Below are 25,325 nucleotides of genomic sequence, written 5' to 3'. Positions count from 1 at the left end.
ATGGCTATCTAGTCTTGCTCGCTGGTCGCGGCCAGTTGTTTCAGCCGATATATGTGATCGAGCGCTTCGCGCGGCGACAATGCGTCGGCATCAATGCCATCAAGCGCGGCGCGCAGCGGATCGACCAGCGGTTCGGGCTGGGCGGCGACAGCGGCAAACAGCGGCAGGTCGTCCAGTCCCGCCGCGATGCCACCCGTCCTGGCCTTGCCCGCCTCCAGCCGGGCCAGCACATCCTTGGCACGCTTGAGGACCGCAGCCGGGAGGCCCGCCAGCCGCGCGACGGCCAGGCCATAGCTGCGATCGGCCGGCCCGTCGGCCAGTTCATGCAGCAGCACCAGATCCCCCTTCCACTCGCGCGCGCGCACATGATGGAGCGAGAGCGAGGACAGGCTTTCCGCCAGCCGGGTCAGTTCATGATAATGGGTGGCAAACAGGCAGCGGCAGCGATTGACCTCATGCACCGCCTCCACCACCGCCCATGCGAGCGCAAGCCCGTCATAGGTGGATGTGCCGCGCCCGACCTCGTCCAGAATGACGAAGCTGTCGGCGGTCGCCTGCGCCAGGATCGCGGCGGTCTCCACCATCTCGACCATGAAGGTGGAACGGCCCCGCGCCAGATTGTCCGACGCGCCGACCCGGCTGAACAGCCGGTCGACCAGACTGAGCGTCGCGGCCTGCGCCGGGACATAGGCGCCCGCCTGCGCCAATATGACGATCAGCGCATTTTGCCGCAGGAAAGTGGATTTGCCGCCCATGTTGGGGCCAGTGACCAGCCATAGCCGGTCGTCCTGCACCAGACGGCAATCATTGGCGACGAAGGGTTGCCCTTCGCGCCGCAGCGCGTCCTCCACCACCGGATGCCGGCCGCCGACAATGTCCAGGCATGGCCCGGCCCCGTCCGCCACCACGAAATGGGGCCGCTGCCAGCCGCCCTCCGCCGCCCGTTCGGCGAGCGCCGCGGCGACATCCAGCCGGGCCAGGGCCTGCGCGGCGCGCGCAATGTCCGCCTTGCGATCCAGGACGGCGGCGATCAGGTCTTCCAGATGGGCCGCTTCGGCGACCAGCGCATGCCCCCCCGCCTGCGCGACGCGCCCGGCTTCCTCATGCAGATCGACCGAGTTGAAGCGCACGACGCCCGCCAGCGTCTGGCGATGGGTAAAGCCGCTGTCGGGTTGCATCAGCGTGTCGGCGGCGCGGGCGGGGACTTCGACATGATAGCCGAGCACGCCATTATGGCGGATCTTGAGGGCGGAGATGCCGGTTTGCGCGCGATATTTCGCCTCTAGCGCGGCGATCGCCCGGCGGCCATCGCCCGCCATGCGGCGCAATTCGTCCAGCGCCGGATCATAGCCATCGGCAATATAGCCGCCACTCGCCGTTTCGGTCGGCGGTGCAGGCACCAGCGCGCGCGCCAGATTGTCGACCAGCGCGCCATGGCCATCGAGCGCGGGCAGCAAGCGGGCGAGGAGCAGCGGCTGGTCGGGCTGACGCCCCAGCCGCTCCCGCAAGAGGCGCGCTTCGCCAAGTCCGTCGCGCAACTGGCCAAGGTCGCGCGGGCTGCCCCGGCCCACCGCGACCCGGCCCAGCGCCCGGCCAATGTCCGGCAGTGCGCGCAAAGCGCCACGCAACTGGTCGCGCAGCCCCGCATCGTCATGGAACAATTGCACCAGCCCCAGCCGCGCGTCGATCAGGCCCATATCCATCAGCGGCGCAGACAGATCCTGCGCCAACAGCCGCGCCCCCGCCCCCGTCACGGTGCGATCGACCGCGCCCAGCAGGCTGCCCGCCCGCGCGCCATTCATCGTCGCGACAATTTCCAGGCTCTCGCGCGTCGCCGCATCGATGGCGACATGGCCACCGCTCGTCTGGCGCAGGGGTGGCGCAAGGAAGGGCAATGTCCCCTTGCCCGCATGGTCGAGATAGCCGATCAACCCGCCCATCGCCGCCAGTTCGGCGCGGCTGAACTGACCAAACCCGTCCAGCGTCGCGACCCCGAACAGCCGTTTGAGCGCGGTTTCGGCGCGGCTGCTGGAAAAGGCGGCGCGATCAAACATATGCGCGTCGGCTATGTCGAGCGTCGCCCCTTCCGCCACCACCGTCTCGCTGGGGCGCAGGCGGGCGAGTTCGGCGGGCAGATCGGCGGGCCGGCAGGTCATCGTTTCGAACCGGCCAGTCGAGATGTCGGCGGCGGCCAGGCCGACCTCGCCCTCTCCGCCCACCTGCGCCAGCGCGACAAGCATGTTGTCGCGACGGGAATCGAGCAATGTTTCCTCGGTCAGCGTGCCCGCCGTCACATAGCGGACAATGTCGCGCGCCACGAGCGTCTTGCCGCCGCGCGCCTTGGCCTGCGCCGGCGTTTCGGTCTGTTCGGCGATGGCGACCCGGTGGCCCGCCTTGATCAACCGGGCCAGATAGCCTTCCGCGCTGTGCACCGGCACGCCGCACATCGGGATCGGCACCCCGCCATGTTCGCCCCGACTGGTCAGCGCAATGTCGAGCGTCGCGGCCGCTGCCTTCGCATCGTCGAAGAAAAGTTCGAAGAAATCCCCCATGCGGTAGAAGAGCAGGCAGTCATTCGCCTGAGCCTTGAGCGCCAGATATTGCGCCATCATGGGCGTAGGGGCGGGCTGGATCGCGATGTCGTTCGGGGCGCTGGGCATGAAGCCCGGATAGCGCCAAGCTGCACAGCAGGAAAGAAGCCTTCTCGCACTTGCCCACAAGGCGCGCTTGCCGCTAGGGCCGACGCAACGGACAGCAAAGGGCGGATGAGTGATGACCGACAAGTCGAATGTGGAATTTTCCGAGCGCGAGGCGCTGTTTTTCCATTCGACCGGACGCCCCGGCAAGATCGAGATCATCGCGTCCAAACCCATGGCGACCCAGCGCGACCTGTCGCTGGCCTATTCCCCCGGCGTTGCGGTGCCCGTGCTGGCCATCGCAGCGGACGCCGCCACCGCCTATGATTATACCGCAAAGGGCAATCTGGTCGCCGTCATCACCAACGGCACGGCGATTCTGGGCCTTGGCAACCTCGGCGCGCTCGCATCCAAGCCGGTGATGGAGGGCAAGGCGGTGCTCTTCAAGCGCTTTGCCGACGTGGACAGCATCGACATTGAACTCAAGACCGAGGATGTCGACCGCTTCATCGAGGCGGTGGAACTGATGGAACCGACATTCGGCGGCATCAACCTTGAGGATATCAAGGCGCCTGAATGTTTCATCATCGAACAGGCGCTCAAGGAGCGGATGAACATTCCGGTATTTCATGACGACCAGCATGGCACCGCGATCATCGCGGCCGCAGGCGTCATCAACGCCGCGATGCTGACCGGGCGCGAATTGAAAGACCTGAAAGTCGTGGTCAATGGCGCGGGCGCGGCATCGATCGCCTGCACCGAGCTGATCAAGGCGCTGGGCGTGGCGGGTGACAATGTCATCATGTGCGACAGCAAGGGCGTGATCTACCAGGGTCGCACCGAAGGCATGAACCAGTGGAAATCGGCCCATGCGGTCAGGACCGACGCGCGCACGCTGAAGGAAGCGATGAAGGGCGCAGACGTGTTCCTTGGTCTGTCGGTCAAGGGCGCGGTGACGCCGGACATGGTCAAGGATATGGGCGAAAAGCCGATCATCTTTGCGATGGCCAATCCCGACCCGGAAATCACCCCGCCCGATGCGAAGGCGGTGCGCCCCGAAGCGATCGTAGCGACGGGCCGGTCGGACTATCCCAATCAGGTCAACAATGTCATCGGCTTCCCCTTCATTTTCCGCGGCGCGCTGGACGTGCGGGCGACGACGATCAACGAAGCGATGAAGGTCGCCGCCGCCCATGCCATCGCCGAACTGGCACGCGAACAGGTGCCGGAGGAAGTGGCCAAGGCCTATGGCCGTTCGCACAGTTTCGGGCCTGACTATATCATCCCCGCCCCGTTCGACCCGCGCCTGATGGAAGTGGTGCCGTCCGCCGTCGCGCAGGCGGCGATGGACAGCGGCGTGGCGCAAAAGCCAATCGCGGACATGGCCGCCTATCGCCAGTCGTTGAAGGGCCGGCTGAACCCGACCACATCGGTCCTGACCACGGCCTATGAAGTGGCCAAGGCCAATCCCAAGCGCGTCGTCTTTGCCGAAGCGGAAGAGGAAGTGGTGTTGCGCGCGGCGATCCAGTTCCGCGACCTGGGCTATGGCATCCCGGTGCTGGTCGGTCGCGGCGATGTGGTCGACAAGCTCAAGGCGCTGGGCGTGCGCGATCCCGACAGTTTCGAACTGCACAACAGCGTCAACTCGCCGCTGGTCCCGCAAATGGTCGACCTGCTCTACGCGCGCCTGCAACGGCGCGGCTATCTGCGCCGCGATTGCGAGCGGATGGTGAACCGCGATCGCAATATTTTCGGCACATTGCTGGTCAGGATGGGCGTGGCCGATGCGATGATCACCGGCATGACCCGCCCCTATGCGCAGACATTGCGCGAGGTGAAACGGGTGATGGACCCGGCGGCAGGACGCACCCCGTTTGGCATCCATGTCATGGTGGCCAAGGACAAGACCGTGTTCCTGGCCGACACCACCGTCAACGAGCGCCCGACGGCAAACGAACTGGCCGATATAGCAGAAGGCACCGTCGCCGTGGCCCGCCGCATGGGCCATGACCCGCGCGTCGCCTTCCTCTCCTACTCCAATTTCGGCAACCCGCCCGGCGCGTTTCTGGAAAATGTGCGCGGCGCGGTGAAGTTGCTCGACGAACGCGGCGTCGATTTCGAATATGAAGGCGAAATGACCGCCGATGTGGCGCTCAACCCGGCGGTCATGAAAAGCTATCCGTTCAGCCGCCTGTCCGGCCCCGCCAATGTGCTGGTGATGCCCGGCCTGCAATCGGCCAATATCTCGGCCAAGCTGCTGCGCGAACTGGGCGGCACGTCGATGATCGGCCCGGTGCTGGTGGGCATGGAAAAATCGGTACAGATTGCGACGATGGCGTCCAACGCATCGGAACTGCTGACGCTGGCAGTGCTGGCGGCGGGCGGGATTGCGCTTTGATCGACATAAAATCGCACCCCATCCTGTGGCAGCAAGGAAACATGATGGGGTGCAGGGGAGAGTCCGCATGAATGACGTGATCAGTTTCGACAGCGCAACCTTTCGCCGGGTGCTGGGCCATTATCCCACCGGCGTATGCGTCGTCACCGCCGTAGAGGCGGACGGCGCGCCCGTCGGCATGGTGGTAGGCTCCTTCACCTCGGTCTCGCTTGATCCGCCGCTGGTCGCCTTCTTCCCGGCCAAAACGTCGCAAAGCTGGCCACGTCTGGCTGCGGTCGGCAAATTCTGCGTCAATGTGCTGGCCAGTGACCAGCAGGCGCTGTGCCGCCAGTTGTCCGGGCGCGGCGAGGACAAGTTTGCCGGCGTCTCGCACCGTGTATCGGCCAATGGATCACCGATATTGGACAATGTCGTCGCCTGGATCGACTGCACGCTGGACGCGGTGCATGAGGCGGGCGACCATTATATCGTGCTGGGCAAGGTCATCGCGCTGGAAGTCGACCGGCCTGAAAGCCCCTTGCTGTTCTTTCAGGGCAATTACGGGGAATTTTCGCTGCTCGCGTGACGGAGTGGGCATTGTCGCAGCGTCGGATAGGGATGGCAGCGGATTGACGGCCCGATGCTATCTTTCCAATATGTGGACCAGAGGACATATTGGGGACATATCACCGGTCCTTAACTCCTGATCCCTATTGCTGTCCAATTGCCTCCCCCCGACCGGATCGCCCATGACCGCGCTGCTCATCACCGTCGATACGGAACTGTCCGCCTCGCTCCAGCAGCGCGGCGTCGACCTGGATGACAATATCCGCCGTTCGATCTGGGCCGAAGCGCAGGGGCAGGCGCATGGCATAGGCTGGCAGATGGACATGCTCGACCGCCATGGCCTGAAAGGCGTGTTCTTCCTCGATCCCCTGCCCGCGCTGGTCCACGGCGCCGATTTCCTGACCCCGATCGTCACCGCAATCGTGGAGCGCGGCCATGAAGTGCAGATGCACATCCACACCGAATGGCTCGCCTGGGCGAAGGAATCGCCGGTCGGTGGACGACAGGGCCGCAATATCGGCGATTTCACGCTGGCGGACCAGATCGTTCTGCTGGGCCTGGCCAGGCAGCTGCTGGAACAGGCCGGGGCGCCCGCCATCACCGCCTTTCGCGCGGGTAATTTCGGGGCCAATGACGACACGCTGCGCGCCCTTGCGGCAATCGGCCTGTCGTGGGACAGCAGCGTCAATCCCGCCTATCTGGGCCTTGACTGCCATATCGATGCCGATCCGGGCGAGATAGGCGCAAGCCGCCTGCACGGTATCAGTGAATTGCCGGTATCGGGCATATCCGACCGGCCCGGCCGCTTTCGTCCGGCGCAAATCTGCGCCATGTCCGCCGCCGAAATGCGCGCGGGGCTGCGCCATGCCGCGCAGGAAGGCCATGATGCCTTCGTCATTGTCACCCATAGTTTCGAAATGCTGTCCCGCGACCGGCAACGCCCCAATGGCGCGGTCAAGGCGCGGTTCGTCGCGCTCTGCCGGGAGGCGGCCCGCCTGCCGCAGATCCGTGGCGCAGGCTTCCACGACCTGCCCGACGATCTGGCCGATCGCGCTGGCCGCAGCCTGACCCGCGTGCCGCCCAGTCGTCTGCGCACCGGGTTGCGGATCGCCCAGCAGGCCTGGTCGACATGGCGCTACGAACATCGGCTGGTGCCTGCGTGACAGCCCTGCCCGGCGCCATCGTCCTGGGTCTGGAGAACGCCATCGGCCTGACGGTCGTGCGTGAACTGGGGGAGCATGGCGTGCCCGTGCACGGCGTTGCGGGCGATGCGGACAGCGTGGGTGCGGCCTCTCGCCACTGCACCCGGTCGCATTTGCGCCCCGACGGTCCTGCCGCGCTCTGGCTGCCGGACCTGATCGCCCGCACCGGCGCGGGCGCGGTGCTGGCCGTGTCCGAATCGGACCTGCTGGAACTGGCGGAGCTGCCACCCACGATCGGCGATTGCCACATATTGGTGCCCCGACCCGACCGGCTGGCCAAGGTCATCGACAAATTCCGAACGCTGGACATTGCCGAAAAGGCTGGCCTGCGCGTGCCGCAAACCTGGCAACCACAGATCGGCGAGGATTTTGCCGCCCGTGTCGCGACGATGCAGTATCCGCTGGTCGCCAAATGGGCCAATCCGCCCGCGATCATGCCAATCTTGGAGCAGGCCGGGCTTGAATGGCTCAAGACCGAATATGTCCACACGCCGCAAGAACTGGTCGCACTGCTGGACCGCTACGCGCCTGTAGGCCTTTGGCCGTTGATCCAGCAATATTGCCGCGGCGTCGGCCTGGGGCAGATGCTCTACATGGAACAGGGACAGGCGACGCTGCGCTTCCAGCATCGCCGCCTGCACGAATGGCCCCCCGAAGGAGGCGTATCCACGCTGTGCCGGGCCGAACCGGCGGACCTGCATGGCGATCAGATGGCGCTGTCCGAACAATTGTTGCGCGCGCTCGACTGGGACGGGCAGGCGATGGTCGAATATCGCTATGAGCCGGACAGCGGACGCTATTGGCTGATGGAGGTCAATGGCCGTTTCTGGGGCAGCCTGCCGCTGGCCCGCCATTGTGGCGCGCATTTCGCCTGGGAAGCCTATCGCCGCACCGTGCTGGGCCAGCGTGACCCGGCGCCGCCGCCGCGCGATGATCTGCGCGCGCGCTATATGGTGCCGGAAACCAAGCGTCTCATACGCCTGTGGATTGCGCCGGGACGCATCAGCGATCCGTTCTTCAAACGGCGGCCAGTCAGGGATCTGATCGGCTATGTGCTGGGCTTTTTCGACCCGGCAACCCGCTATTATGTGCTGACGCTATCCGATCCCCGTCCCTGGATGCGGGATATGGCGCAGATGTTCAGGAAAGCCGTGCGCGGGGGAAAGCGCTGACCAGCCGCTCGACCGCCTGCTCGATTCGGGCAAGGCAGGTCGCCATATAAGGGTCGTCCAACCCATAGGGATCGTGCAGATGCGGCAGCACCGGCACCGTCCACCGCCCAAGCAATGTCCGCGGCAGATGGTTGAGGCGCGGATCGGCAGCCAGCCGGTGCAATTGCCGCACCTCCATCGCCAGCAGCAGGTCGCCCGCCTGCGGCACATAATCCGCCATGTCGACCGCACGATGCTGCGCCAGATCATGGCCCAAGGCGCGGGCGGCGGCGATGGCGGGATCATGCGCGGCCCGCCCCGTGGTGGTCGACAGCCCGAAAGACGCCGACCGCAGCCCCGCCCTGCGCGCCACGACATCGGCAAAGGCGCTGCGGCAGATATTGCCCTGACACACGAACACCAGCCGCCGCACCTGCGCAGGATCAGCCGGGCGACTGGCGGATAGGCCCAGCGCCAGTTGCGGATAGGACAGGATCAGGCGGACCAGGCCGCGCAAAGTGCCGAAACGGGCGCGGATCATCGGTTCAGTCCGAAAAAGGGTGGCGGAGACGGAGGGATTCGAACCCTCGGTAAGGAGTTATCCCTACGACGGTTTAGCAAACCGTTGGTTTCAGCCACTCACCCACGTCTCCAAACATGGCCTGAACGCCCGCTTGGGGCGGGGCTGCGGCTAGGCGACGTGTCCTATAGCGACGGCTTTGGCGCATGGCAACGGTCCTGTTCGGGGATTTTTTGCGCTAATGTCATGCTTGTAAATCGTTCCGGCCCGGAATCGACTCAGGTGGACGTTCGTTCATTGTCGTTTCAGGTTGAAAGCCGATAGTCTGGGGGATGGTTAGAATGGAAATTTGCGGGGAGCATCGGGCATGATCGGGATTATGGGACGGAAAGGCGCCCGCCTGGCACGCGCAGGCGCGCTGGTCGTGGCGCTGGCGGGGCTGGCGCTCAGCCCGGTGGCGTCTGCCCAGGTGCGCACGATCGATCCCAACACCGCGATCGACGCCGATCTCGCGCCGCCGCCACCCGCGCGCCCCGCCCCTACGGAGCCGGGCGTCGATCCCAGCGTCTATAATGACAGCCCGGCCAACAGCGCCGTCACGTCCGGCACCACCGCAACCGGCGCACCCGTTACGGAATCATCCCCGCCTGCCGCCATCGCGCCCAGCGATTCTTATCAGCAGGACGATCTGATCGGCGCGGCGGAAGGCGTGTTCGGCAAGGGCGCGGAAGGGCTGGCGGGCCTTATCGAAAAGATATTGAAGGATCAGGGTCGCCCCAACGCCTATATCGCCGGGCGTGAGGCGTCGGGCGCCTTCGTTGTCGGCCTGCGCTATGGGTCCGGCACGCTCAATCACAAGGTCGAGGGCAAGCGCGAAGTCTATTGGACAGGGCCATCGATCGGCTTCGATGTCGGCGGCAACGCGGCCAACACCTTCGTGCTGGTCTACAATCTCTACGACACGCAGGATCTCTATCACCGCTTCCCGGCGGCCGAAGGCACCGCCTATTTGGTCGGCGGCTTCACCGCCAGCTATCTGCGCTGGGGCAATGTCGTGCTGATCCCGATCCGTCTTGGCGTCGGCTATCGGCTGGGCGTCAATGCCGGTTACATGAAGTTCAGCGAAAAGCGGACCTGGCTGCCATTTTAAGGGGCGATCATCGGCGGGCGGACTGACGGCTGGGGCTTATAACCCCAGCGCCAGTTGATCGCCCTGCCCCGCTTCTTCCTCCACTTCCAGATTATGCACCCCCAGTCCCAACAACCGCGCGCCCATGCGCAGCGGTAGCTGGGCCAGCAGCAAGTCCCGCGCCGCTTGCGCCAGCAAGTCGGGCGAACGCACCGGCGTAGCAAAGCTGCGTGAGCGGGTGATGATACGGAAGTCGGCGAATTTGATCTTGAGCGTCACCGTCCGGCCCCAGGCCTGCGCCTTTTCGATCCGGCCCCACAGACTGGCGGCGATTCGCTCTATCTCCGCCACCAGCCGATCCCGATCGGTCAGATCGTCGAAAAATGTATCCTCGACACTCACCGACTTGCGCTGCTCGCGTTCGCGCACTGGCCGGTCGTCCTGCCCGCGGGCGGCCCGGTAATAATATTGGGCGGCGTTACCGAAATGCGCCTGAAGGAAGGGCAGGTCGCGCGCGCGCAGGTCTGCCCCCGTCTCGATCCCCAGCGCGTGCATCCGCGCCGCCGTCACTGGACCCACGCCATGAATGCGCCGCACCGGCATGGCGGCGATAAAGGCCGGGCCTTCGCTTGGCCGCACGACACATAGGCCGTCGGGCTTGTTCTGGTCCGATGCCAGCTTGGCGATCAGCTTGTTATAGGACACGCCGGCCGAGGCGGTGAGCCCGGTTTCCGCGCGAATCAGCGCGCGAATCTCCGCCGCCACCTGCGTCGCGGACGCGATGCCTGGCTTGTTCACGGTGACGTCCAGATAGGCTTCGTCGAGCGATAGCGGCTGGATCATGTCGGTAAAGCGCGCGAAGATCGCCCGGATCTGCCCGGACACCGCACGATAGGCTTCGAATCGCGGCGGCACGAAGATGAGGTCGGGGCAGAGCCGCCGCGCCCGTGCGCCGGGCATGGCGGACTTCACCCCGAACGCCCGCGCCTCATAGCTGGCCGTGGCGACCACCCCGCGCGGGCCGCCCCCGCCCACCGCGATCGGCTGGCCGCGCAGCGCGGGATTGTCCCGCTGTTCCACCGACGCATAGAAAGCGTCCATGTCGATATGGATGATCTTGCGCGGCGATGGCGGCGGGGCGTCCATGGCCCGATCTTATGCCATGACAGGAACGAAAGGGAAACAGCGCAGCCGCGACCGCGACTTATTCCTTGCCCTTGAGTGCCAGCAAGGCGGCAAAGGGACCGGCCTGATCCTCCTGCAACACGCCTGCTTCGCGCAAAATGGCGTCGGCATCGGGCGCGCGGGGATAGGGCGCCATCGCCAGCGCCACTGTCTCGGCGACGGCTTCGCCCATGTCGATGCTGTTGCCGCTATAGCCGATCGTGTCGCAATCTTCGGCGTCCAGCTCCATTTCGGCGCCTTCGACGACATCCTCATCGTCAGGAACGAAACGGAGCAGGAATTCTGTGTCGATGGTTTCTGCCACCGGCTGGCCAGTTGCGACACAGGCCTGCGCCAGGCTGGCCCGCACCCGACCGCGCGCGAAGATGCTGCCATTCTCCTCACTGATTCGATAGTCCGCCTCCAGCGCATCGAGCGCCAGCAGGCCGAACCGGCGCATCAGCGCTTCCCGCTCGGCCGCGTCGGCGACGATGCTGGTGCTGCCGCTGATATGGCCGATCTGGTCCAGCCGGACGGGGCGCGAAAATTCGGGCGTCGGCAGCGCGCTCATCCCAAGTCCCCCGCCAGCATCGCATCGCGGGTCAGGCAGCCCAGCCGCGTCCAGCGTTCCCGCAACGCGCCTTCGACATGGGCGAGCGCGGCGTCGCTCACCGGTGCGCCGCGATAGAGGTTGCGGCGCAGTGCGTCGGCCATGTCGGCTTCCCCGGCCAGCGCGGCACGATAGGCGCTGATCCGGCCACCCAGCGCGCTCACCATCCGGCCGATATGCTTGCCGACCACGACATCGCCTATGCCTTCCTGGCGCAACTGGCCGTCCATGTCATCGACGAACAATTCGGTCAGCCAGACGCTTTCCTGCGTTGCCCCCTGCTGCTCCAGCCGCATTAGCACCTGCGCCAGGACCGCGACGATCATGTCGAACCGTCCGTCCAGCGTGTCGGGCACCGCGCCGTCGATATACCAGTGCGGCTGCCGCCCCTGCGCGACGATGACATTGTAGAGCGGCAGCAGTCCATCCTTGGGATCGGTGCGGCCAAACAGGCGCTGGAGGAAGGAAGGGGAGGCTGTGGACATGGGGACTATGCTTTTTTAAGATGGATCGTTCGACGGAGCACCGTCTTGCCAAGTGTCGCCCCTTGCCGGGAGCGACGCATTTCCATATTGATCGAGCCGCTGCCCAATGCAATGGCGGCGTCATGTTTATTGGGTTCGCGGGAGCGTTCCGCCAGGAGAAGTCCATGCGTCAGTTCAGCCGTCATTCCACACGCGGGCGTGTCCTGTTGGCTCTTGGCCTGGGCGCGCTGGTGCTGGGAGCATCGGGCTGCACCCGCATCCGCACCCATCAGGGCTATCAGGTCGACAAGCTGCTGGTTGATTCGGTTCAGCCGGGCATCGACAATCGCGCATCGGTGGAAGGCACGCTGGGTCGTCCCAGCTTCGTCTCGCAATTTGGCGAGCAGGACTGGTATTATGTGTCGCGTGACATGCGCGCGCTGGCCTTCTCCAACCCCAAGCCCGTTGCCCAGACGGTACTGCGCGTCCATTTCGACGCGGCGGGCAATGTCGCAGCGGTGGACCGCATGGGGCTGGAACAGGTCGCCCATATTTCGCCCATGGGCGACAAGACGCCGACGCTGGGTCGCAATCGCAGCCTGTTTGACGAGATATTCGGCAATATCGGTGCGGTCGGCGCTGGCGGCATGGGCGGCAATGCCGGCGGCAGCGGTCCGGGCGGCGGCCCGAACGGCAGCTAAGCCAGCCTGCCCCTCACTCCAGGCTTTTGCTGGCCTGTTCGGTGACATCCTTCGACAGGCCCGGCTGCGCCAGGATGCGTGACAATTGCGCACGCATCAGCCCGGCCCGATCAGCATCGAAACGCTTCCAACGCCCCAGGGGCGGGACCAGCCGTGCCGCAGTCTGCGGATTGCGCTTGTCGAGCGCGATGATGCAGTCGGCCACCAGTTGATACCCTTTGCCCGACCGATGGTGGAACGCCCATTGGTTGCCCGAAAATGCGCCATAAAGGGACCGCACCCGGTTTGGATTGGACAGAGTGAAGGCCTTGTGCCGTCCCAGTTCCTCGACCTGACCGACCGTATCGGGATGCAGCGCGAACGCCTGGGTCTGGAACCATTTGTCGAGCGTCAGCGCGTCATGGCCGTAGCGGTTGTAGAATATGTCGATCGCCGCGTCGCGTTCCATGCTGGTCCTATTGGCCAGCGTGGCGAGCGCTGCCTGCCGCTCGGTCATATTGTCCGCCTCGTGGAACTGGGCGAAGGCAATGGCGGGGCCATCCTCCGCGCCCGACGCCACCAGATAATGCAGCGCTGCGTTGCGCAGCTTGCGCGCACCTTTGGCCGCCGGTGACAGCGAAAAGCCGTTCGCCTTGGTGCGGCTGTGCATGTCGCGCCATAGCGGCGCCAGATCCGCGCCGATCCGCCGTTGCAGCGATTCCCGCGCTGCATGGATGGCATCGGGGTCGACGACCGCCATCTGGTCGCCCAGATAGGCTTCGCTGGGCAGACGGATGGCTTCGGCAACGAAGGCAGGGTCCAGCAGCGGATCGTTGATCGTATTGCGCACTGCTGCGACGACGGCGGCGTCATCGACTGGCTGCCCCGCGATCGCGCCGACCAGCACGTTGACCATCAGTTGCTGCATCGCTTCATAGCGCGCGAACGGATCGTCATCCCGCGCCGACAGGAACGCGAGGTCATCCTGGCTGCGGTTGGTTTCCACGATCACCGGGGCCGAAAAGCCGCGGTTGATCGACAGGATCGGCGGGGCAGCGAAGCCTTCGAAACGAACATTTTGCTGCGCCTCCGTCAGCATCAGCAATTCATCGCCATGATGCGTGCCGGTAGCGGGATCGAACAAGGCGACCCGGAGCGGAATGGCCATGGGCTGCTTGTCGGGCTGGCCGGGGGTTGGCGGTATGCTCTGTTGCAGATCGAGGTCAACCGTGCCGGTCGCCGCGTCATGGCGCAGCAGCGCGCGGACATGCGGTGTGCCCGCCTGCTCATACCAGCGGCGGAACTGGGTCAGGTCTATGCCTCCGCCCTCTTCCATCGCGACCACGAAATCCTCGCAGGTCGCGGCCTGCCCGTCATGCCGGTCGAAATAGAGATCGCTGCCGGCGCGGAAGCGTTCAGCACCCAGCATCAGCGCCATCATGCGGATGATCTCCGCCCCCTTATTATAGATGGTCGCGGTGTAGAAGTTGCTGATTTCCATATAGGATTCAGGACGGATCGGATGCGCGAGCGGGCCGCTATCCTCCTGGAACTGGGCGGCGCGCAAGATGCGGACATCCTCGATCCGCTTGACCGCATGACTACCCATGTCGGCGGAAAAATTCTGGTCGCGAAAGACCGTGAATCCTTCCTTCAGGCTCAATTGGAACCAGTCGCGGCAGGTGACGCGATTGCCCGACCAGTTGTGGAAATATTCGTGCGCGACGACGCCTTCGACCCCGTCATAATCAATGTCGGTCGCGGTTTCGGGATCGGCCAATATGTAGCGCGAATTGAAGATGTTGAGACCCTTATTCTCCATCGCACCAAAATTGAAATCGGCCACGGCGACGATGTTGAACACGTCCAGATCATATTCGCGGCCATAGACGCGCTCGTCCCACGCCATGCTGTTCTTGAGCGCCTGCATGGCGTGCGCGGTGCGGGGCAGATCGGCTTCGCGCACCCATATGCCCAACTGCACCTCCCGTCCGCTCATCGTCACGAAGCGATCGGCGTTGCAGGCCAGGTCGCCGGCAACCAGCGCGAACAGATAGCAGGGCTTGGGAAAGGGATCGTTCCAGAGCGCCCAATGGCGGCCATCGTCCAGCACGCCCTGCTCGACCGGATCGCCATTGGCCAGCAGGATGGGATAGCGCGCCTTGTCGGCGGTCAGCCGAACGCTGTAGCGCGACAGGACATCGGGCCGATCGGGGAAGAAGGTGATGCGCCGGAACCCTTCCGCCTCGCACTGGGTGCAGAGCAGGCCGCCGCTGGCGTAGAGGCCCATCAGCTTGCTGTTGCTTTCCGGGGCCAGTTCGACGAGCGTTTCAATGCTGTGCGCCGCGCCGGACAGCGCGATGATCAGCGACCCGGCCTCCATATGCCAGTCATCCGCAGCCAGCGCCGTGCCGTCGACCTTTACCTCCAGCGGCACCAACCCGTCGCCATCGAGGCGCAGTGGCCTGTCATGATCGCCATTGCGCGTGACCGACAGCGTTGCGCGAACGATGGTCAGCGCCGGGTCGAGATCGAAATCCAGCGCGATGGCGGGGACCAGCCAGTCGGGCGGGCGATAATCCGAGCGGCGGATGATCGTGGGAGCGGCGGTAGAGCTTTGCATGTCGGCCATGCCCGCAACCTAGGGAGCGGGTGGGTAAAAGACCAGTCTGCTTTGGTTCAAACTCTTCAAACTTCGCCCATGTCGCATATGGCGATTCACGGTCGGCAGCGCGCTACCCATGGTCGCCTAAATGCGTTCGCCCGACAGGCGCTGGCACAGCATGTCGAGCTGGTCGAGCGTCGAATAGCGCAGCGACAGCGTGCCGCCCGCGCCGCTGGCATGATCAATATCGACCTTCAGCCCCAATATGTCGGCCAGATGCTGCTCCAGCGCGGCAATATCCGCATCCTTGTCGCCCGAACCGCCGCCGCGCCGTGCGGCCGGTGCGTCCTCGCCCTTCTTGACCCGGCGAACCAGCTGTTCGGTATCACGGACGGACAGCCCCTTCTGTTCGACCTGCCGCGCCAGCGCCTCGCAATCGGGTGCGCCGATCAGCGCGCGGGCATGGCCCATGCTGATTTTCTGTTCGACCACCTGCTGCTGCACCGTTGCTGGCAGATCGAGCAGGCGCATGAGATTGGCGACATGGCTGCGCGATTTGCCGACCAGGCGGCCAAGCGCTTCCTGGCTATGGCTGAATTCGGCGATCAGCTTGCGATAGGCTTCCGCCTCTTCGATCGGGTTGAGATCTTCACGCTGGATATTCTCGATCAGCGCGATTTCAAGCGTTTCGGCCTCATCGAAATCGCGCACGATCGCGGGGATGCGGTGCAGATGGGCGCGCTGGGCCGCGCGCCAGCGGCGTTCGCCCGCAACGATCTGGAAGCCGCCACCATGGGGCCGGACGATGATCGGCTGAATCACGCCGCGTTTGCCGATGCTTTCGGCCAGTTCCTGCAACGCGCCTTCGTCGAAATGGCGACGCGGCTGTTCCGGGTGCGGCTGGATCAGCGCGACCTCGATGGACTGGATTGCCTTGCCCGATGGCGATGGAGCGACCGCCGCGACAGGTTCTTCGCGCGCGACGTCGCCGAGCAGCGCGGACAGGCCACGGCCCAGCCCGTGCGGGCGCTTGGCCATTTTGGGCTTTTCGCTGGTTTCGTCGCTCAAGCCGCCACCTCCTGCCGGGGCAGGCGCGCGATCAGTTCGCGTGCCAGTCGCATATAGGCTTCCGACCCCGAACAGCGGAAGTCGTAGATCAACGCCGGGACGCCATGGCTGGGCGCTTCGGACAGGCGCACATTGCGCGGGATGACAGTGGAGAATACCAGATCGCCCAGGCAGGCGCGCACATCGTCGGCAACCTGATCGGTCAGCCGGTTGCGCCGGTCATACATGGTCAGCGCCACACCCATGATCGACAGGCTGGGATTGAATCGGCCCCGGATGCGCTCGACCGTCTGGAGCAGTTGCGACAGACCTTCCAGCGCGAAAAATTCGCACTGCAACGGCACCAGCAGCGATTGCGCCGCCACCATCGCGTTGATCGTCAGCAGGCCGAGCGACGGCGGACAATCGATCAGGCAGATGTCCCATCGACCTGCCGGGGCTTCGGACAAGACCCGTTCCAGTCGGTGCGTACGCTCTTCATATTCGATCAGCTCAATCTCGCAGCCAGACAGATCCTGCGTCGCGGGAACGATGTCCAGCTTGGGCACGCGGGTCGCGACAATGGCGTCCTCCAGCGCGCAGTTACCGACCAGAAGATCATAGCTGGACTGCGCCCGATCCGCCTGCATGACGCCCAAACCAGTCGACGCATTACCCTGCGGATCGAGATCGACCAGCAACACGCGCAACCCCGTGGCCGCCAATCCCGTGGCCAGATTGATGGCGGTGGTGGTTTTGCCCACGCCGCCCTTCTGATTGGCGATGGCGATGCAGATCATGCGCGGCCTTTCCTCCTGGCGACGGGTTTGACGGATCGGGCGATCAGGATGGCGCTATCCGCATCCGTTACGCTGGCTTCCATGTGAAAGTCACCTTGCCACGATGGGCGCACGGCCTCCAGTTCATTTTGCGCATTTCGTCCCTTCGGCAGCACCCATAGCGTTTTTTCATTCGCCAGATGCGCCGCGGACGACAGAAGTTTGGGCAAGGGCGCATAGGCACGCGCGCTGATGACCGCCGCTGCCGTTGGCGGAACCGCTTCGACCCGACCACCGAACACATGCGCGCGCTTGAGACCCAGTTCGTCGATCACGCCGTCCAGAAATTCGATCCGCTTGCGCCGCGATTCCACCATCATAACTGGCCGCGTAGAAAGGCAGGCGATGACGATGCCGGGCAGCCCCGCACCAGAACCGAGATCATACCAATCCCCCTCCTCTGCATCCTCCGCATGGCGCAGCAACTGCGCGGAATCCACGATATGCCGCGCCCAGACATGGGGGCGGGTCGATCGGGCGATCAGATTCTGCTCGTCCATCGCGGCCAGCAGGATCGCGACATAGCGCTCCAGCCGGTCCCATGTTTCACGTGAAACATCGAATTGTGAATCGAGCCAGGCCCGCGCTTCATCCTCCGTCACGCGGCCACCCGGCGGACGTGAACAAGGATTGCTGCCAGTGCCGCCGGGGTGATACCCCTGATCCGGCCAGCCGCCGCGAGCGTATCGGGTCGCGCCGCATCGAGCCGTTCGATCATCTCCGTCGACAGACCGCCGATCCGTGCAAAGTCGAAATCGGCGGGAATCATCACCCTCTCGTTGCGGCGCATGTCGGCAATCTCGGCATCCTGCCGTTCGAGATAAGGGGCGTAATGCGCGTCTTCCAAAATCTCGGCGCGCAGATCATCCGGCGCATCACGCAGACCGGGCACCAATTCGAGCAACAGCGCCTCGTTCACTTCGGGGAAACGCGCCCATTCGAACAGGCTGCGCCGCGCGCCATCCTGCCGAACCGATGCGCCCGCACGGGCCATTTCCGTGGCGGTCATCATGCGCGCCAGTTCTGTTTCGATCGCCAGACGTTGCGCCGCGCGACTCCCCAACCGCGCCTGCCGCACCGCGCCGATCAGTCCATGCGCCAGGCCGATCGCGCCCAACCGCGTTTCGGCATTATCGGCGCGGAGCCGTAGTCGATATTCGGCGCGCGCCGTCAGCATGCGATAGGGTTCTGTCACACCCTGCAAAACCAGATCGTCGATCATCACGCCAATATAGCTGCTGGCGCGATCAAGGACCAAAGCCGCCTCCCCCCGCGCTCGTGCCGCGGCGTTGGCGCCGGCGATCAGACCCTGCGCCGCCGCCTCCTCATAGCCGGTGGTGCCGTTAATCTGTCCGGCGCAGAACAGGCCGGGGATAGCGCGTACTTCCAGCGAGGAATCCAGTGCGCGCGGATCGACATGATCATATTCGACGGCATAGCCCGGCACGACTATCTCGGCCTGCTCCAGCCCGCACATGGAGCGGACCATCGCAACCTGCACATCGGTCGGCAGCGACGTGCTGATGCCATTGGGATAGACCAGCGGATCGTCCAGCCCTTCTGGCTCCAGAAAAATCTGGTGCCCGTCACGATCGCCGAAGCGCTGAATCTTGTCCTCGATCGACGGGCAATAGCGTGGCCCCCGCCCCTCTATCGCACCGCTGAACAGAGGCGAGCGCCCCAGCCCGTCGCGGATGATGTGATGGGTGCGTTCATTGGTGCGGGTGATGGCGCAGGCGAGTTGCGGCAGGACGCGGCCATCCGATAGCGGGGACATGGTCCAGTTCGCGCCGTCGGAAGGCTGCGCCTCCAGTCGCGCCCAATCGATCGTGCGACCATCGATGCGTGGCGGCGTGCCGGTCTTGAGCCGCCCGATCGGCAAGCCGATCTCGCGCAACTGAAGGCCAAGCGTCGTGGCCGCGCGCTCCCCTACGCGACCGCCGGCCTCGCGCTCGTCACCCCGGAACAGCTTGCCGCCCAGAAACGTCCCGGTCGCCAGCACGATGGCGGGGGCTGACAAGAGACGCCCATCCGCTAGCTTCAGCCCGGCAACAGCCTCCCCGGCGAGCAGCAACGCATCGGCCTCACCCTCCACGATCGTCAGCCCCGGCTGCGCGTCGAGCATCTGATGGATCGCCGCGCGATACCGCTTGCGGTCCGCCTGAACGCGCGGCCCCTGTACCGCAGCGCCCTTGCTGCTGTTCAGCATGCGATAATGGATTGCAGCGGCATCGGCGGCGCGGGCGATCAGTCCGTCCAGCGCGTCGACTTCGCGCACCAGATGGCCCTTGCCCAGACCACCGATGGCCGGGTTGCAGGACATCGCGCCCACGGTCGCCCGTTCAAAGGTGAGCAGCGCCACCGTCGCGCCTTTGCGCGCTGCGGCAGCGGCCGCCTCACACCCGGCATGGCCGCCGCCGACCACGATCACATCATAGCTTGTTCGCATGGTGCCGCCCTTATCAGAAAGGCGCGCGCGGAGCAAAAGCGTTCCACGTGGAACATGCCGCTCATTTGCCGATACAGAAGCCCGCAAACAGCCGGTCTAGCATATCCTCGGTTCCGGCTTGGCCGGTCAGCGCGTCGATCTCTCGCCGCGCCTGTCGCAACTCCTCGGCCAAGATCAACAGGTCATGCGCGCCAGCAGCGGAATCGAGAAATGCCGCAATCTGTCCAACGCGCTGGCGCTGTCGCGCGTGCAGTGCATAGTCGCCTTCGCCCGGCAGCATGTGCGCGGCGCGCTCCAGCAGCATCGCCACCAATGCGTCCATCCCTTCCCCCGTGCGCGCGGACAGGCGCAGGCCCGGACGCTCTGCCGCGCCGTCGCGGTCGCACTGCGCCGCGATCAATATCGCATCGTCGCGCGGTGCCTCTGCCTCATCGCCCAGCCACAGGATGATGTCCGCCGCCGCCAGCGCCGATCGCGCCCGGTCGATGCCGATCGCCTCGATCGCGTCGCCTGTCTCGTCCCGCAGTCCCGCCGTGTCGGTGAACAGGAAGGCGACGCCGCCGATCGCCGCAGGCACCTCGATCCGGTCACGCGTCGTCCCGGCGATGTCGGATACGATCGCTGCATCCCGTCCGACCAGCGCATTGAGAAGGGTCGACTTGCCCGCATTGGGCGGCCCGGCCAGCACCACTCGCACGCCGTCCCGCAACCGCTCGGCAGACGGCGCGGCGAGCATGGCGGCGACATCCTGCGCCAGCGCCGTGATGCCCGCGCCGATCCGCGCCTCGATCGCGGCGTCGGGCACATCATCCTCATCGGAGAAATCGAGCGCGGCTTCGGCCATCGCCGACAGGTCGAGCAGGGTCGCGCGCCAGCCCTCTATCCGTCGGGAGAAATGCCCTTCCGCCATCATCAGCGCGGCGCGGCGCTGTTGCTGGGTTTCGGCGGCCAGCAGGTCCGCCAGCCCTTCCACCGCGTTCAGGTCCATCCGGCCATTGGCGAAGGCGCGACGGGTAAACTCGCCCGCTTCGGCGCGGCGCAGCCCCGGCATCGCCGCGAGCGTTGCCTCTACTGCCGCCACGACCGCGCGGCCGCCATGGCAGTGCAACTCGACCAGATCTTCGCCGGTGACGGTTGCCGGACCGGGGAGCCACAGGGTCAAGGCCCGGTCGAGCGGCGCATCGTCCTGCGGGTCGACCAGCAGCGCAAGACTGGCGGTGCGCGGTGGCGGGACGCGGCGGGCCAATCGTTCCAGCGCGGCGCGGGCGGCGGGACCACTGACGCGGATCACCGCAATCCCCGCGGGCGGCGCGCCGCTCGACAGGGCGAAAATCGTGTCGGTCACGGTCGGTGGCGTGGCTTATTTCTTCTCGGTGCCGGACATGCCCGACAGGCCGATATTCATCATCTGCTGGAACAGGCGCACGCCCGCATCGCCCATGGGGGAGAAGCTTTTGAACAATGTTTCCATCTGTTCGGCGCTGCCGACGCCCTCAAACCCTTCCAGCATCGTCTTGATATATTTGTCGTGAATCGGGGTCACGTCCGGCAGGCCCAGGAAAGCGCGCGCTTCGGCCGGGCTGCAATCGACATCGACGGTCACTTTCATGTTCAAAGCCCTTCCAGCGCGGAAAATTCCGTTGCGCCCGTCATGCCGCAAGTGGGGCGGTCATGGCAAATATTTTGGGCGATACGCCCGTTGCGCTGCCTGTCGATCAGGCCAATATGGGCCGGACACAACAGTTGGAAGGGATTCCCATGGCAGGCTTTATTTCCGTCCCCACGCTGGAAGAGGAGGGCGCATTCGACGCCTATGTCGCCAAGCCGGCAGAGGACGCCACCGCCGCGATCGTCGTCATTCAGGAAATTTTCGGCGTGAATGAGGGCATCCGCCGCAAGTGCGACAGTTGGGCCAAGGCAGGCTATGTCGCCTATGCCCCCGACCTGTTCTGGCGCGAAAAGCCGCATGTCGAACTGGACGCCGACGTGCCGGAGGATTTCCAGGCGGCGCTGGGCCATATGCAAAAGTTGAATCAAGACCAGGCGATCCGCGACATCGAAGCGACGATCCGGGCGGCGCGGGCGGCTGTCGGCGGTGGCAAGGTCGGGCTGGTCGGTTATTGCCTGGGCGGGCGGCTGGCTTTCATGGCCGCGTGCCGGACCGATGGCGATGCGTTCGTCGCTTATTATGGCGTGGGCATCGACGGCTTGCTGGGTGAGCAACATGCGATCGGCAAGCCGACCATGCTGCATATTCCGACCGCGGACGGCTTCGTCCCCGCCGAGGCGCAGGCCGCGATGCATGCCGGGCTGGACGATAATCGCCATGTTACGCTGCACGACTATGACGGTCTGGACCACGGCTTTGCCGCTGAAATGGGCAATCGCCGGGACGAGGATGCGGCCCAACTGGCGGACAAGCGTACGGCGGATTTCTTTGCCGAGCATCTCGCCTGATGGCGGACGCGTGGCGCATGGTCGCCCGCAGCCATGGCGGGCCGGAAGTGATCGTACGCGAGGATTTCGATCCCGGCGCACCGGGTGAAGGCGAGCTGCTGGTTGCGCAGGACGCCGTCGGCCTCAACTTCATCGACACCTATTATCGCACCGGCCTCTATCCCGCGCCCCTCCCCACCCCCCTGGGGTCGGAAGGCGCGGGCCGCGTCGTGGCTGTTGGCGCGGGCGTCACCGGCTTTGCCGTTGGCGATCGGGTCGGCTGCGTCAGCGGGCTGGGCGCCTATGCCAGTCACCGCATCATCGCCGCCGACAAGGCTGTCAGGATTCCCGATGGCGTGTCGAACGAAGATGCGGCCGCGATGATGCTCAAGGGCATGACCGCCTGCTACCTTGCCGAGGACAGTATCGACCTGCACGCCGGGCAGGTGGCGCTGGTCCATGCGGCGGCTGGCGGTGTCGGATCGGTGCTGGTCCCCTGGCTGCGCGACAAGGGCGTGACCGTCATCGCCCATTGCGGGTCCGCCGAAAAGGCGGCGCAGGTCGATGCCGATCATAGCCTGCACGCTCCCTTTGACGAGTTGGCCGCGACGGTGCGCGACTTGACGGGCGGCAAGGGCGTTGATGTCGTCTATGATGGCGTGGGCAAGGATAGCTGGGCCGCATCGCTCGCCAGCCTCAAGCGGCGCGGACTGACGGTCAGCTATGGCAATGCGTCAGGCGCGGTGCCGCCGGTCAGCCTTCTGGAACTGAGCCGTGGCGGATCGCTCTATGTCACCCGCCCTACCCTGTTCGATTATATCGCGACGCCACAGGAACTGGCCCATACTGCCGAGCGATTGTTCGACCGGATGCAGCGCGGCGTCGTGAAGGCGGTGATCGGCCAGCGTTTCGCGCTGAGCGATGCGGCGCAGGCGCACCGCGCGCTGGAGGCGCGGCAGACGATCGGTGCGACGGTGCTGGTGGTGTGATCCTCCCCCGATGGGGAAGCACCGCTATCGCGTACGGAACGGACCTCATTTTACTTCGTCATGCTGAATTTATTTCAGCATCCATTGTGCCCCAAGAGCCACCGCTTGGGGCGAGAAATGGACCCTGAAACAAGTTCAGGGTGACGAGTATAGTGGGGATGGCTCCATATGCGACAGCCTCATTGGGGCCATAAACGCCACAAAAAGGGGGGGCGGAACCTGTGTGGTTCCGCCCCCCTTTTTGTTGCGTCGCTGCGTTCAGCCTCAGGCGAACAGCGTCAAAATCCCGACCTGATGATCGACAAAGCCTTCGTAGATCATCTTGACCGCGACATAGACGATTACCGCCAGGCCGAGATAGGCGATCCAGCGGAAACGCTCGATATATTTGGCGATGATGTTCGCCGCGATGCCCATCAGCGCCACCGACAGGATCAGCCCGATGATCAGGATGCCCGGATGGTCCTTGGCCGCGCCAGCGACCGCCAGCACATTGTCCAGGCTCATGCTGACATCGGCGACGGCAACGGCCCAGGCGGCGGCGGCGAAGCTCTTGGCCGGGCGCAGGCCCGATATATCATCGTCGCTTGTGTCGCCGGGCGTTTCGCCACCCCGCTTGGGATGCAGTTCACGCCACATTTTGAAGCTGACCCACAGCAGCAGCAGGCCGCCAGCCAGGATCAGGCCGACAATCTGCATCAACTGGCTGACCACCAGCGCAAAGGCGATGCGCAGCACCAGCGCGGCGATGATGCCGATCAGGATGACCTTCTTGCGCTGGGCGGCGGGCAGTCCAGCCGCCAGCGCGCCGACGACGATCGCATTGTCGCCCGCCAGCAAAATGTCGATCATCAGCACCTGACCAAAGGCGGCCAATGCGCTGGGCGATGTTATATTGCTGAAATCATTGACGATATGCGCCCAAATGTCAGCGGGCGAACCCAGCCCCTGAGCGGCGGCGGCTGCGGTGGTGAGAAGGTCGAACATGTCGGCGCAATCCCGCTTACTGGTTCATCGAATCGAAGAAATCTTCGTTGGTCTTGCTGTCCTTCATCTTGTCCAGCAGGAACTCCATCGCGTCGATCGTACCCATCTGCATCAGGATGCGGCGCAGCACCCACATTTTGGAAAGCTTGGCCTTGTCGACCAGCAATTCTTCCTTGCGGGTGCCCGACTTGCCGACGTCCAGCGCCGGGAAGATGCGCTTGTCGGCAACCTTGCGGTCCAGCACGATTTCGGAATTGCCGGTGCCCTTGAATTCTTCAAAGATGACTTCGTCCATCCGGCTGCCGGTGTCGATCAGGGCCGTGGCGATGATCGAGAGCGAACCGCCCTCCTCGATATTGCGGGCCGCGCCGAAGAAGCGCTTGGGCCGCTGGAGCGCGTTGGCGTCCACACCGCCGGTCAGCACCTTGCCGGACGAGGGAACGACCGTGTTGTAGGCGCGGCCCAGGCGGGTAATCGAATCGAGCAGGATCACCACATCCTTCTTGTGCTCCACGAGCCGCTTGGCCTTCTCGATCACCATTTCGGCGACCTGGACGTGGCGGGTGGCGGGTTCGTCGAAGGTGGAAGACACGACCTCGCCCTTCACGCTGCGCTGCATGTCGGTCACTTCTTCCGGGCGCTCGTCGATCAGCAGGACGATCAGGAACACTTCGGGATGATTGTCGGTAATGGCCTTGGCGATGTTCTGGAGCATCACCGTCTTGCCGACGCGCGGCGGCGCGACGATCAGCGTCCGCTGGCCCTTGCCCTGCGGCGACACGATGTCGATGACGCGCGCCGACTTGTCCTTCTGGGTCGGGTCGCCCGGATCGAGCGTCAGCTTCTGTTCGGGATAGAGCGGCGTCAGATTGTCGAAATTGACGCGGTGGCGGACCACATCGGGATCGTCGAAATTGACGGTGTTGAGCTTCACCAGCGCGAAATAGCGTTCGCCGTCCTTGGGTGCGCGGATTTCGCCGTCCACCGTGTCGCCGGTGCGCAGGCCAAAGCGGCGCACTTGATTGGGCGAGACATAGATGTCGTCGGGACCGGCCAGGAAATTGGCTTCCGGGCTGCGCAGGAAGCCAAAGCCATCGGGCAGCACCTCGATCGTGCCCTCGCCCATGATCTGCTCGCCATTTTCGGCCTCGGCCTTCAGGATCGCGAACATCAGATCCTGCTTACGCAGGGTCGACGCGCCCTCGACGCCCAGTTCCTCTGCAAGTTGCACGAGGTCGGCTGGCGCGGTTTTCTTGAGGTCCTTGAGATGCATTGCGAGTCGATCCGATGACGAGAGGAGAATTGTGCCGGAAACGGCGAGATACAGGCAAGCAGGACGCCGCCAGACGCCTGCCCAGGACGGACAGGGTCGATAATGCGCGCATTTAGCGAAGCGGGCCGGCCCAAGTCAAGGCGGGACTATGGGCAGGGACCAGAGAAAATGGCTTTTCAGCGCGGTTTCGGGCCAAAGAG

The 25,325-nt window shown here is 64.9% G+C and carries 23 protein-coding genes and 1 tRNA gene; 8 read left to right on the top strand and 16 right to left on the bottom strand.

The window, feature by feature from the left end:
• Nucleotides 1–8 precede the first annotated feature (8 nt).
• Nucleotides 9–2,660: a DNA mismatch repair protein MutS gene (mutS, locus tag AC07X9_RS13455; RefSeq protein ID WP_017183217.1), complete on the bottom strand. Its 2,652-nt coding sequence runs from the start codon at nucleotides 2,658–2,660 to the stop codon at nucleotides 9–11.
• A gap of 112 nt (nucleotides 2,661–2,772) precedes the next feature.
• On the opposite strand from mutS, the gene AC07X9_RS13450 reads away from it, so the two are divergent.
• The 4 genes from AC07X9_RS13450 to AC07X9_RS13435 all read left to right on the top strand — a co-directional run bounded on the left by AC07X9_RS13450 (nucleotide 2,773) and on the right by AC07X9_RS13435 (nucleotide 7,954).
• Nucleotides 2,773–5,034: an NADP-dependent malic enzyme gene (locus tag AC07X9_RS13450; protein ID WP_017183216.1), complete on the top strand. Its 2,262-nt coding sequence runs from the start codon at nucleotides 2,773–2,775 to the stop codon at nucleotides 5,032–5,034.
• A 67-nt stretch (nucleotides 5,035–5,101) separates the two neighbouring features.
• Entirely contained in the window at nucleotides 5,102–5,599 is a 498-nt protein-coding gene (locus AC07X9_RS13445; RefSeq protein ID WP_017183215.1) for a flavin reductase family protein, read from the top strand.
• A gap of 163 nt (nucleotides 5,600–5,762) precedes the next feature.
• Nucleotides 5,763–6,743 (top strand): polysaccharide deacetylase family protein, encoded by a 981-nt coding sequence (locus AC07X9_RS13440; RefSeq protein WP_017183214.1) that lies wholly within the window; start codon nucleotides 5,763–5,765, stop codon nucleotides 6,741–6,743.
• A complete protein-coding gene (locus AC07X9_RS13435; protein ID WP_017183213.1) occupies nucleotides 6,740–7,954 on the top strand; it encodes a carboxylate--amine ligase in 1,215 nt (404 codons plus the stop codon). Before AC07X9_RS13440 ends, AC07X9_RS13435 begins: the two co-directional genes overlap by 4 nt.
• On the opposite strand, the gene AC07X9_RS13430 is transcribed toward AC07X9_RS13435, so the two are convergent.
• Together AC07X9_RS13430 and AC07X9_RS13425 are read right to left on the bottom strand one after the other, a co-directional pair.
• Entirely contained in the window at nucleotides 7,923–8,474 is a 552-nt protein-coding gene (locus tag AC07X9_RS13430; RefSeq protein WP_017183212.1) for an arsenate reductase/protein-tyrosine-phosphatase family protein, read from the bottom strand. The genes AC07X9_RS13435 and AC07X9_RS13430 overlap by 32 nt on opposite strands.
• Nucleotides 8,475–8,494: 20 nt before the next feature.
• Nucleotides 8,495–8,586 (bottom strand) — tRNA-Ser (locus tag AC07X9_RS13425).
• Nucleotides 8,587–8,820: 234 nt separating this feature from the next.
• Here AC07X9_RS13425 and AC07X9_RS13420 point away from each other — a divergent pair.
• The gene (locus AC07X9_RS13420; protein ID WP_017183211.1) at nucleotides 8,821–9,603 is read left to right on the top strand and encodes a DUF1134 domain-containing protein; all 783 of its coding nucleotides are present in this window, start codon (nucleotides 8,821–8,823) and stop codon (nucleotides 9,601–9,603) included.
• Nucleotides 9,604–9,639: 36 nt separating this feature from the next.
• Here AC07X9_RS13420 and dinB read toward each other — a convergent pair whose 3' ends face one another.
• Genes dinB through AC07X9_RS13400 form a run of 4 tightly spaced genes read right to left on the bottom strand, consistent with a single transcriptional unit; the run spans nucleotide 9,640 to nucleotide 12,026 of the window.
• Nucleotides 9,640–10,728, bottom strand: a complete 1,089-nt coding sequence (gene dinB / locus AC07X9_RS13415; protein ID WP_017183210.1) for a DNA polymerase IV — start codon at nucleotides 10,726–10,728, stop codon at nucleotides 9,640–9,642.
• A gap of 58 nt (nucleotides 10,729–10,786) precedes the next feature.
• On the bottom strand, nucleotides 10,787–11,317 hold the full coding sequence (locus AC07X9_RS13410; protein ID WP_017183209.1) for a DUF177 domain-containing protein: 531 nt from the start codon (nucleotides 11,315–11,317) through the stop codon (nucleotides 10,787–10,789).
• Nucleotides 11,314–11,841, bottom strand: coding sequence for a ubiquinol-cytochrome C chaperone family protein (locus AC07X9_RS13405; protein ID WP_017183208.1), 528 nt, complete (start codon nucleotides 11,839–11,841; stop codon nucleotides 11,314–11,316). The genes AC07X9_RS13410 and AC07X9_RS13405 overlap by 4 nt, the downstream gene beginning before the upstream one ends.
• Before the next feature lie 5 nt (nucleotides 11,842–11,846).
• A complete protein-coding gene (locus AC07X9_RS13400; RefSeq protein WP_167383138.1) occupies nucleotides 11,847–12,026 on the bottom strand; it encodes a hypothetical protein in 180 nt (59 codons plus the stop codon).
• On the opposite strand from AC07X9_RS13400, the gene AC07X9_RS13395 reads away from it, so the two are divergent.
• Nucleotides 12,006–12,521, top strand: coding sequence for an outer membrane protein assembly factor BamE (locus tag AC07X9_RS13395; RefSeq protein ID WP_026002401.1), 516 nt, complete (start codon nucleotides 12,006–12,008; stop codon nucleotides 12,519–12,521). The two genes, AC07X9_RS13400 and AC07X9_RS13395, sit on opposite strands and share 21 nt — an antisense overlap.
• Nucleotides 12,522–12,534: 13 nt before the next feature.
• Here the strand turns inward: AC07X9_RS13395 and pepN are convergent, their stop codons facing one another.
• The 7 genes from pepN to AC07X9_RS13360 form a co-directional block, all read right to left on the bottom strand.
• The gene (gene pepN, locus AC07X9_RS13390; protein WP_017183206.1) at nucleotides 12,535–15,132 is read right to left on the bottom strand and encodes an aminopeptidase N; all 2,598 of its coding nucleotides are present in this window, start codon (nucleotides 15,130–15,132) and stop codon (nucleotides 12,535–12,537) included.
• A gap of 117 nt (nucleotides 15,133–15,249) precedes the next feature.
• Complete coding sequence (locus tag AC07X9_RS13385) at nucleotides 15,250–16,173, bottom strand: ParB/RepB/Spo0J family partition protein (RefSeq protein WP_017183205.1); 924 nt, start codon at nucleotides 16,171–16,173, stop codon at nucleotides 15,250–15,252.
• Nucleotides 16,170–16,952, bottom strand: coding sequence for a ParA family protein (locus tag AC07X9_RS13380; protein ID WP_017183204.1), 783 nt, complete (start codon nucleotides 16,950–16,952; stop codon nucleotides 16,170–16,172). Before AC07X9_RS13380 ends, AC07X9_RS13385 begins: the two co-directional genes overlap by 4 nt.
• The gene (gene rsmG, locus AC07X9_RS13375) at nucleotides 16,949–17,593 is read right to left on the bottom strand and encodes a 16S rRNA (guanine(527)-N(7))-methyltransferase RsmG (protein ID WP_017183203.1); all 645 of its coding nucleotides are present in this window, start codon (nucleotides 17,591–17,593) and stop codon (nucleotides 16,949–16,951) included. Before rsmG ends, AC07X9_RS13380 begins: the two co-directional genes overlap by 4 nt.
• Nucleotides 17,590–19,440, bottom strand: a complete 1,851-nt coding sequence (gene mnmG, locus AC07X9_RS13370) for a tRNA uridine-5-carboxymethylaminomethyl(34) synthesis enzyme MnmG (protein ID WP_026002400.1) — start codon at nucleotides 19,438–19,440, stop codon at nucleotides 17,590–17,592. The genes rsmG and mnmG overlap by 4 nt, the downstream gene beginning before the upstream one ends.
• 61 nt (nucleotides 19,441–19,501) lie before the next feature.
• Nucleotides 19,502–20,785, bottom strand: coding sequence for a tRNA uridine-5-carboxymethylaminomethyl(34) synthesis GTPase MnmE (gene mnmE / locus AC07X9_RS13365; RefSeq protein ID WP_017183201.1), 1,284 nt, complete (start codon nucleotides 20,783–20,785; stop codon nucleotides 19,502–19,504).
• 15 nt (nucleotides 20,786–20,800) lie between these two features.
• Nucleotides 20,801–21,049 (bottom strand): DUF6489 family protein, encoded by a 249-nt coding sequence (locus AC07X9_RS13360; RefSeq protein ID WP_017183200.1) that lies wholly within the window; start codon nucleotides 21,047–21,049, stop codon nucleotides 20,801–20,803.
• Nucleotides 21,050–21,198: 149 nt separating this feature from the next.
• On the opposite strand from AC07X9_RS13360, the gene AC07X9_RS13355 reads away from it, so the two are divergent.
• On the top strand, nucleotides 21,199–21,897 hold the full coding sequence (locus AC07X9_RS13355) for a dienelactone hydrolase family protein (RefSeq protein WP_026002399.1): 699 nt from the start codon (nucleotides 21,199–21,201) through the stop codon (nucleotides 21,895–21,897).
• A complete protein-coding gene (locus AC07X9_RS13350; protein WP_017183198.1) occupies nucleotides 21,897–22,865 on the top strand; it encodes a quinone oxidoreductase family protein in 969 nt (322 codons plus the stop codon). Before AC07X9_RS13355 ends, AC07X9_RS13350 begins: the two co-directional genes overlap by 1 nt.
• A gap of 264 nt (nucleotides 22,866–23,129) precedes the next feature.
• Here AC07X9_RS13350 and AC07X9_RS13345 read toward each other — a convergent pair whose 3' ends face one another.
• Both AC07X9_RS13345 and rho read right to left on the bottom strand, forming a co-directional pair.
• Nucleotides 23,130–23,852, bottom strand: a complete 723-nt coding sequence (locus AC07X9_RS13345) for a YjbE family putative metal transport protein (protein WP_017183197.1) — start codon at nucleotides 23,850–23,852, stop codon at nucleotides 23,130–23,132.
• A 16-nt stretch (nucleotides 23,853–23,868) separates the two neighbouring features.
• On the bottom strand, nucleotides 23,869–25,125 hold the full coding sequence (gene rho / locus AC07X9_RS13340; protein WP_017183196.1) for a transcription termination factor Rho: 1,257 nt from the start codon (nucleotides 25,123–25,125) through the stop codon (nucleotides 23,869–23,871).
• Between the last annotated feature and the right edge of the window lie 200 nt (nucleotides 25,126–25,325).

Source organism: Sphingobium sp. GW456-12-10-14-TSB1, assembly GCF_059424385.1.
The sequence above is the reverse complement of the archived record's forward strand: the minus strand, read 5'-3'. Positions and strand labels throughout refer to the sequence as shown.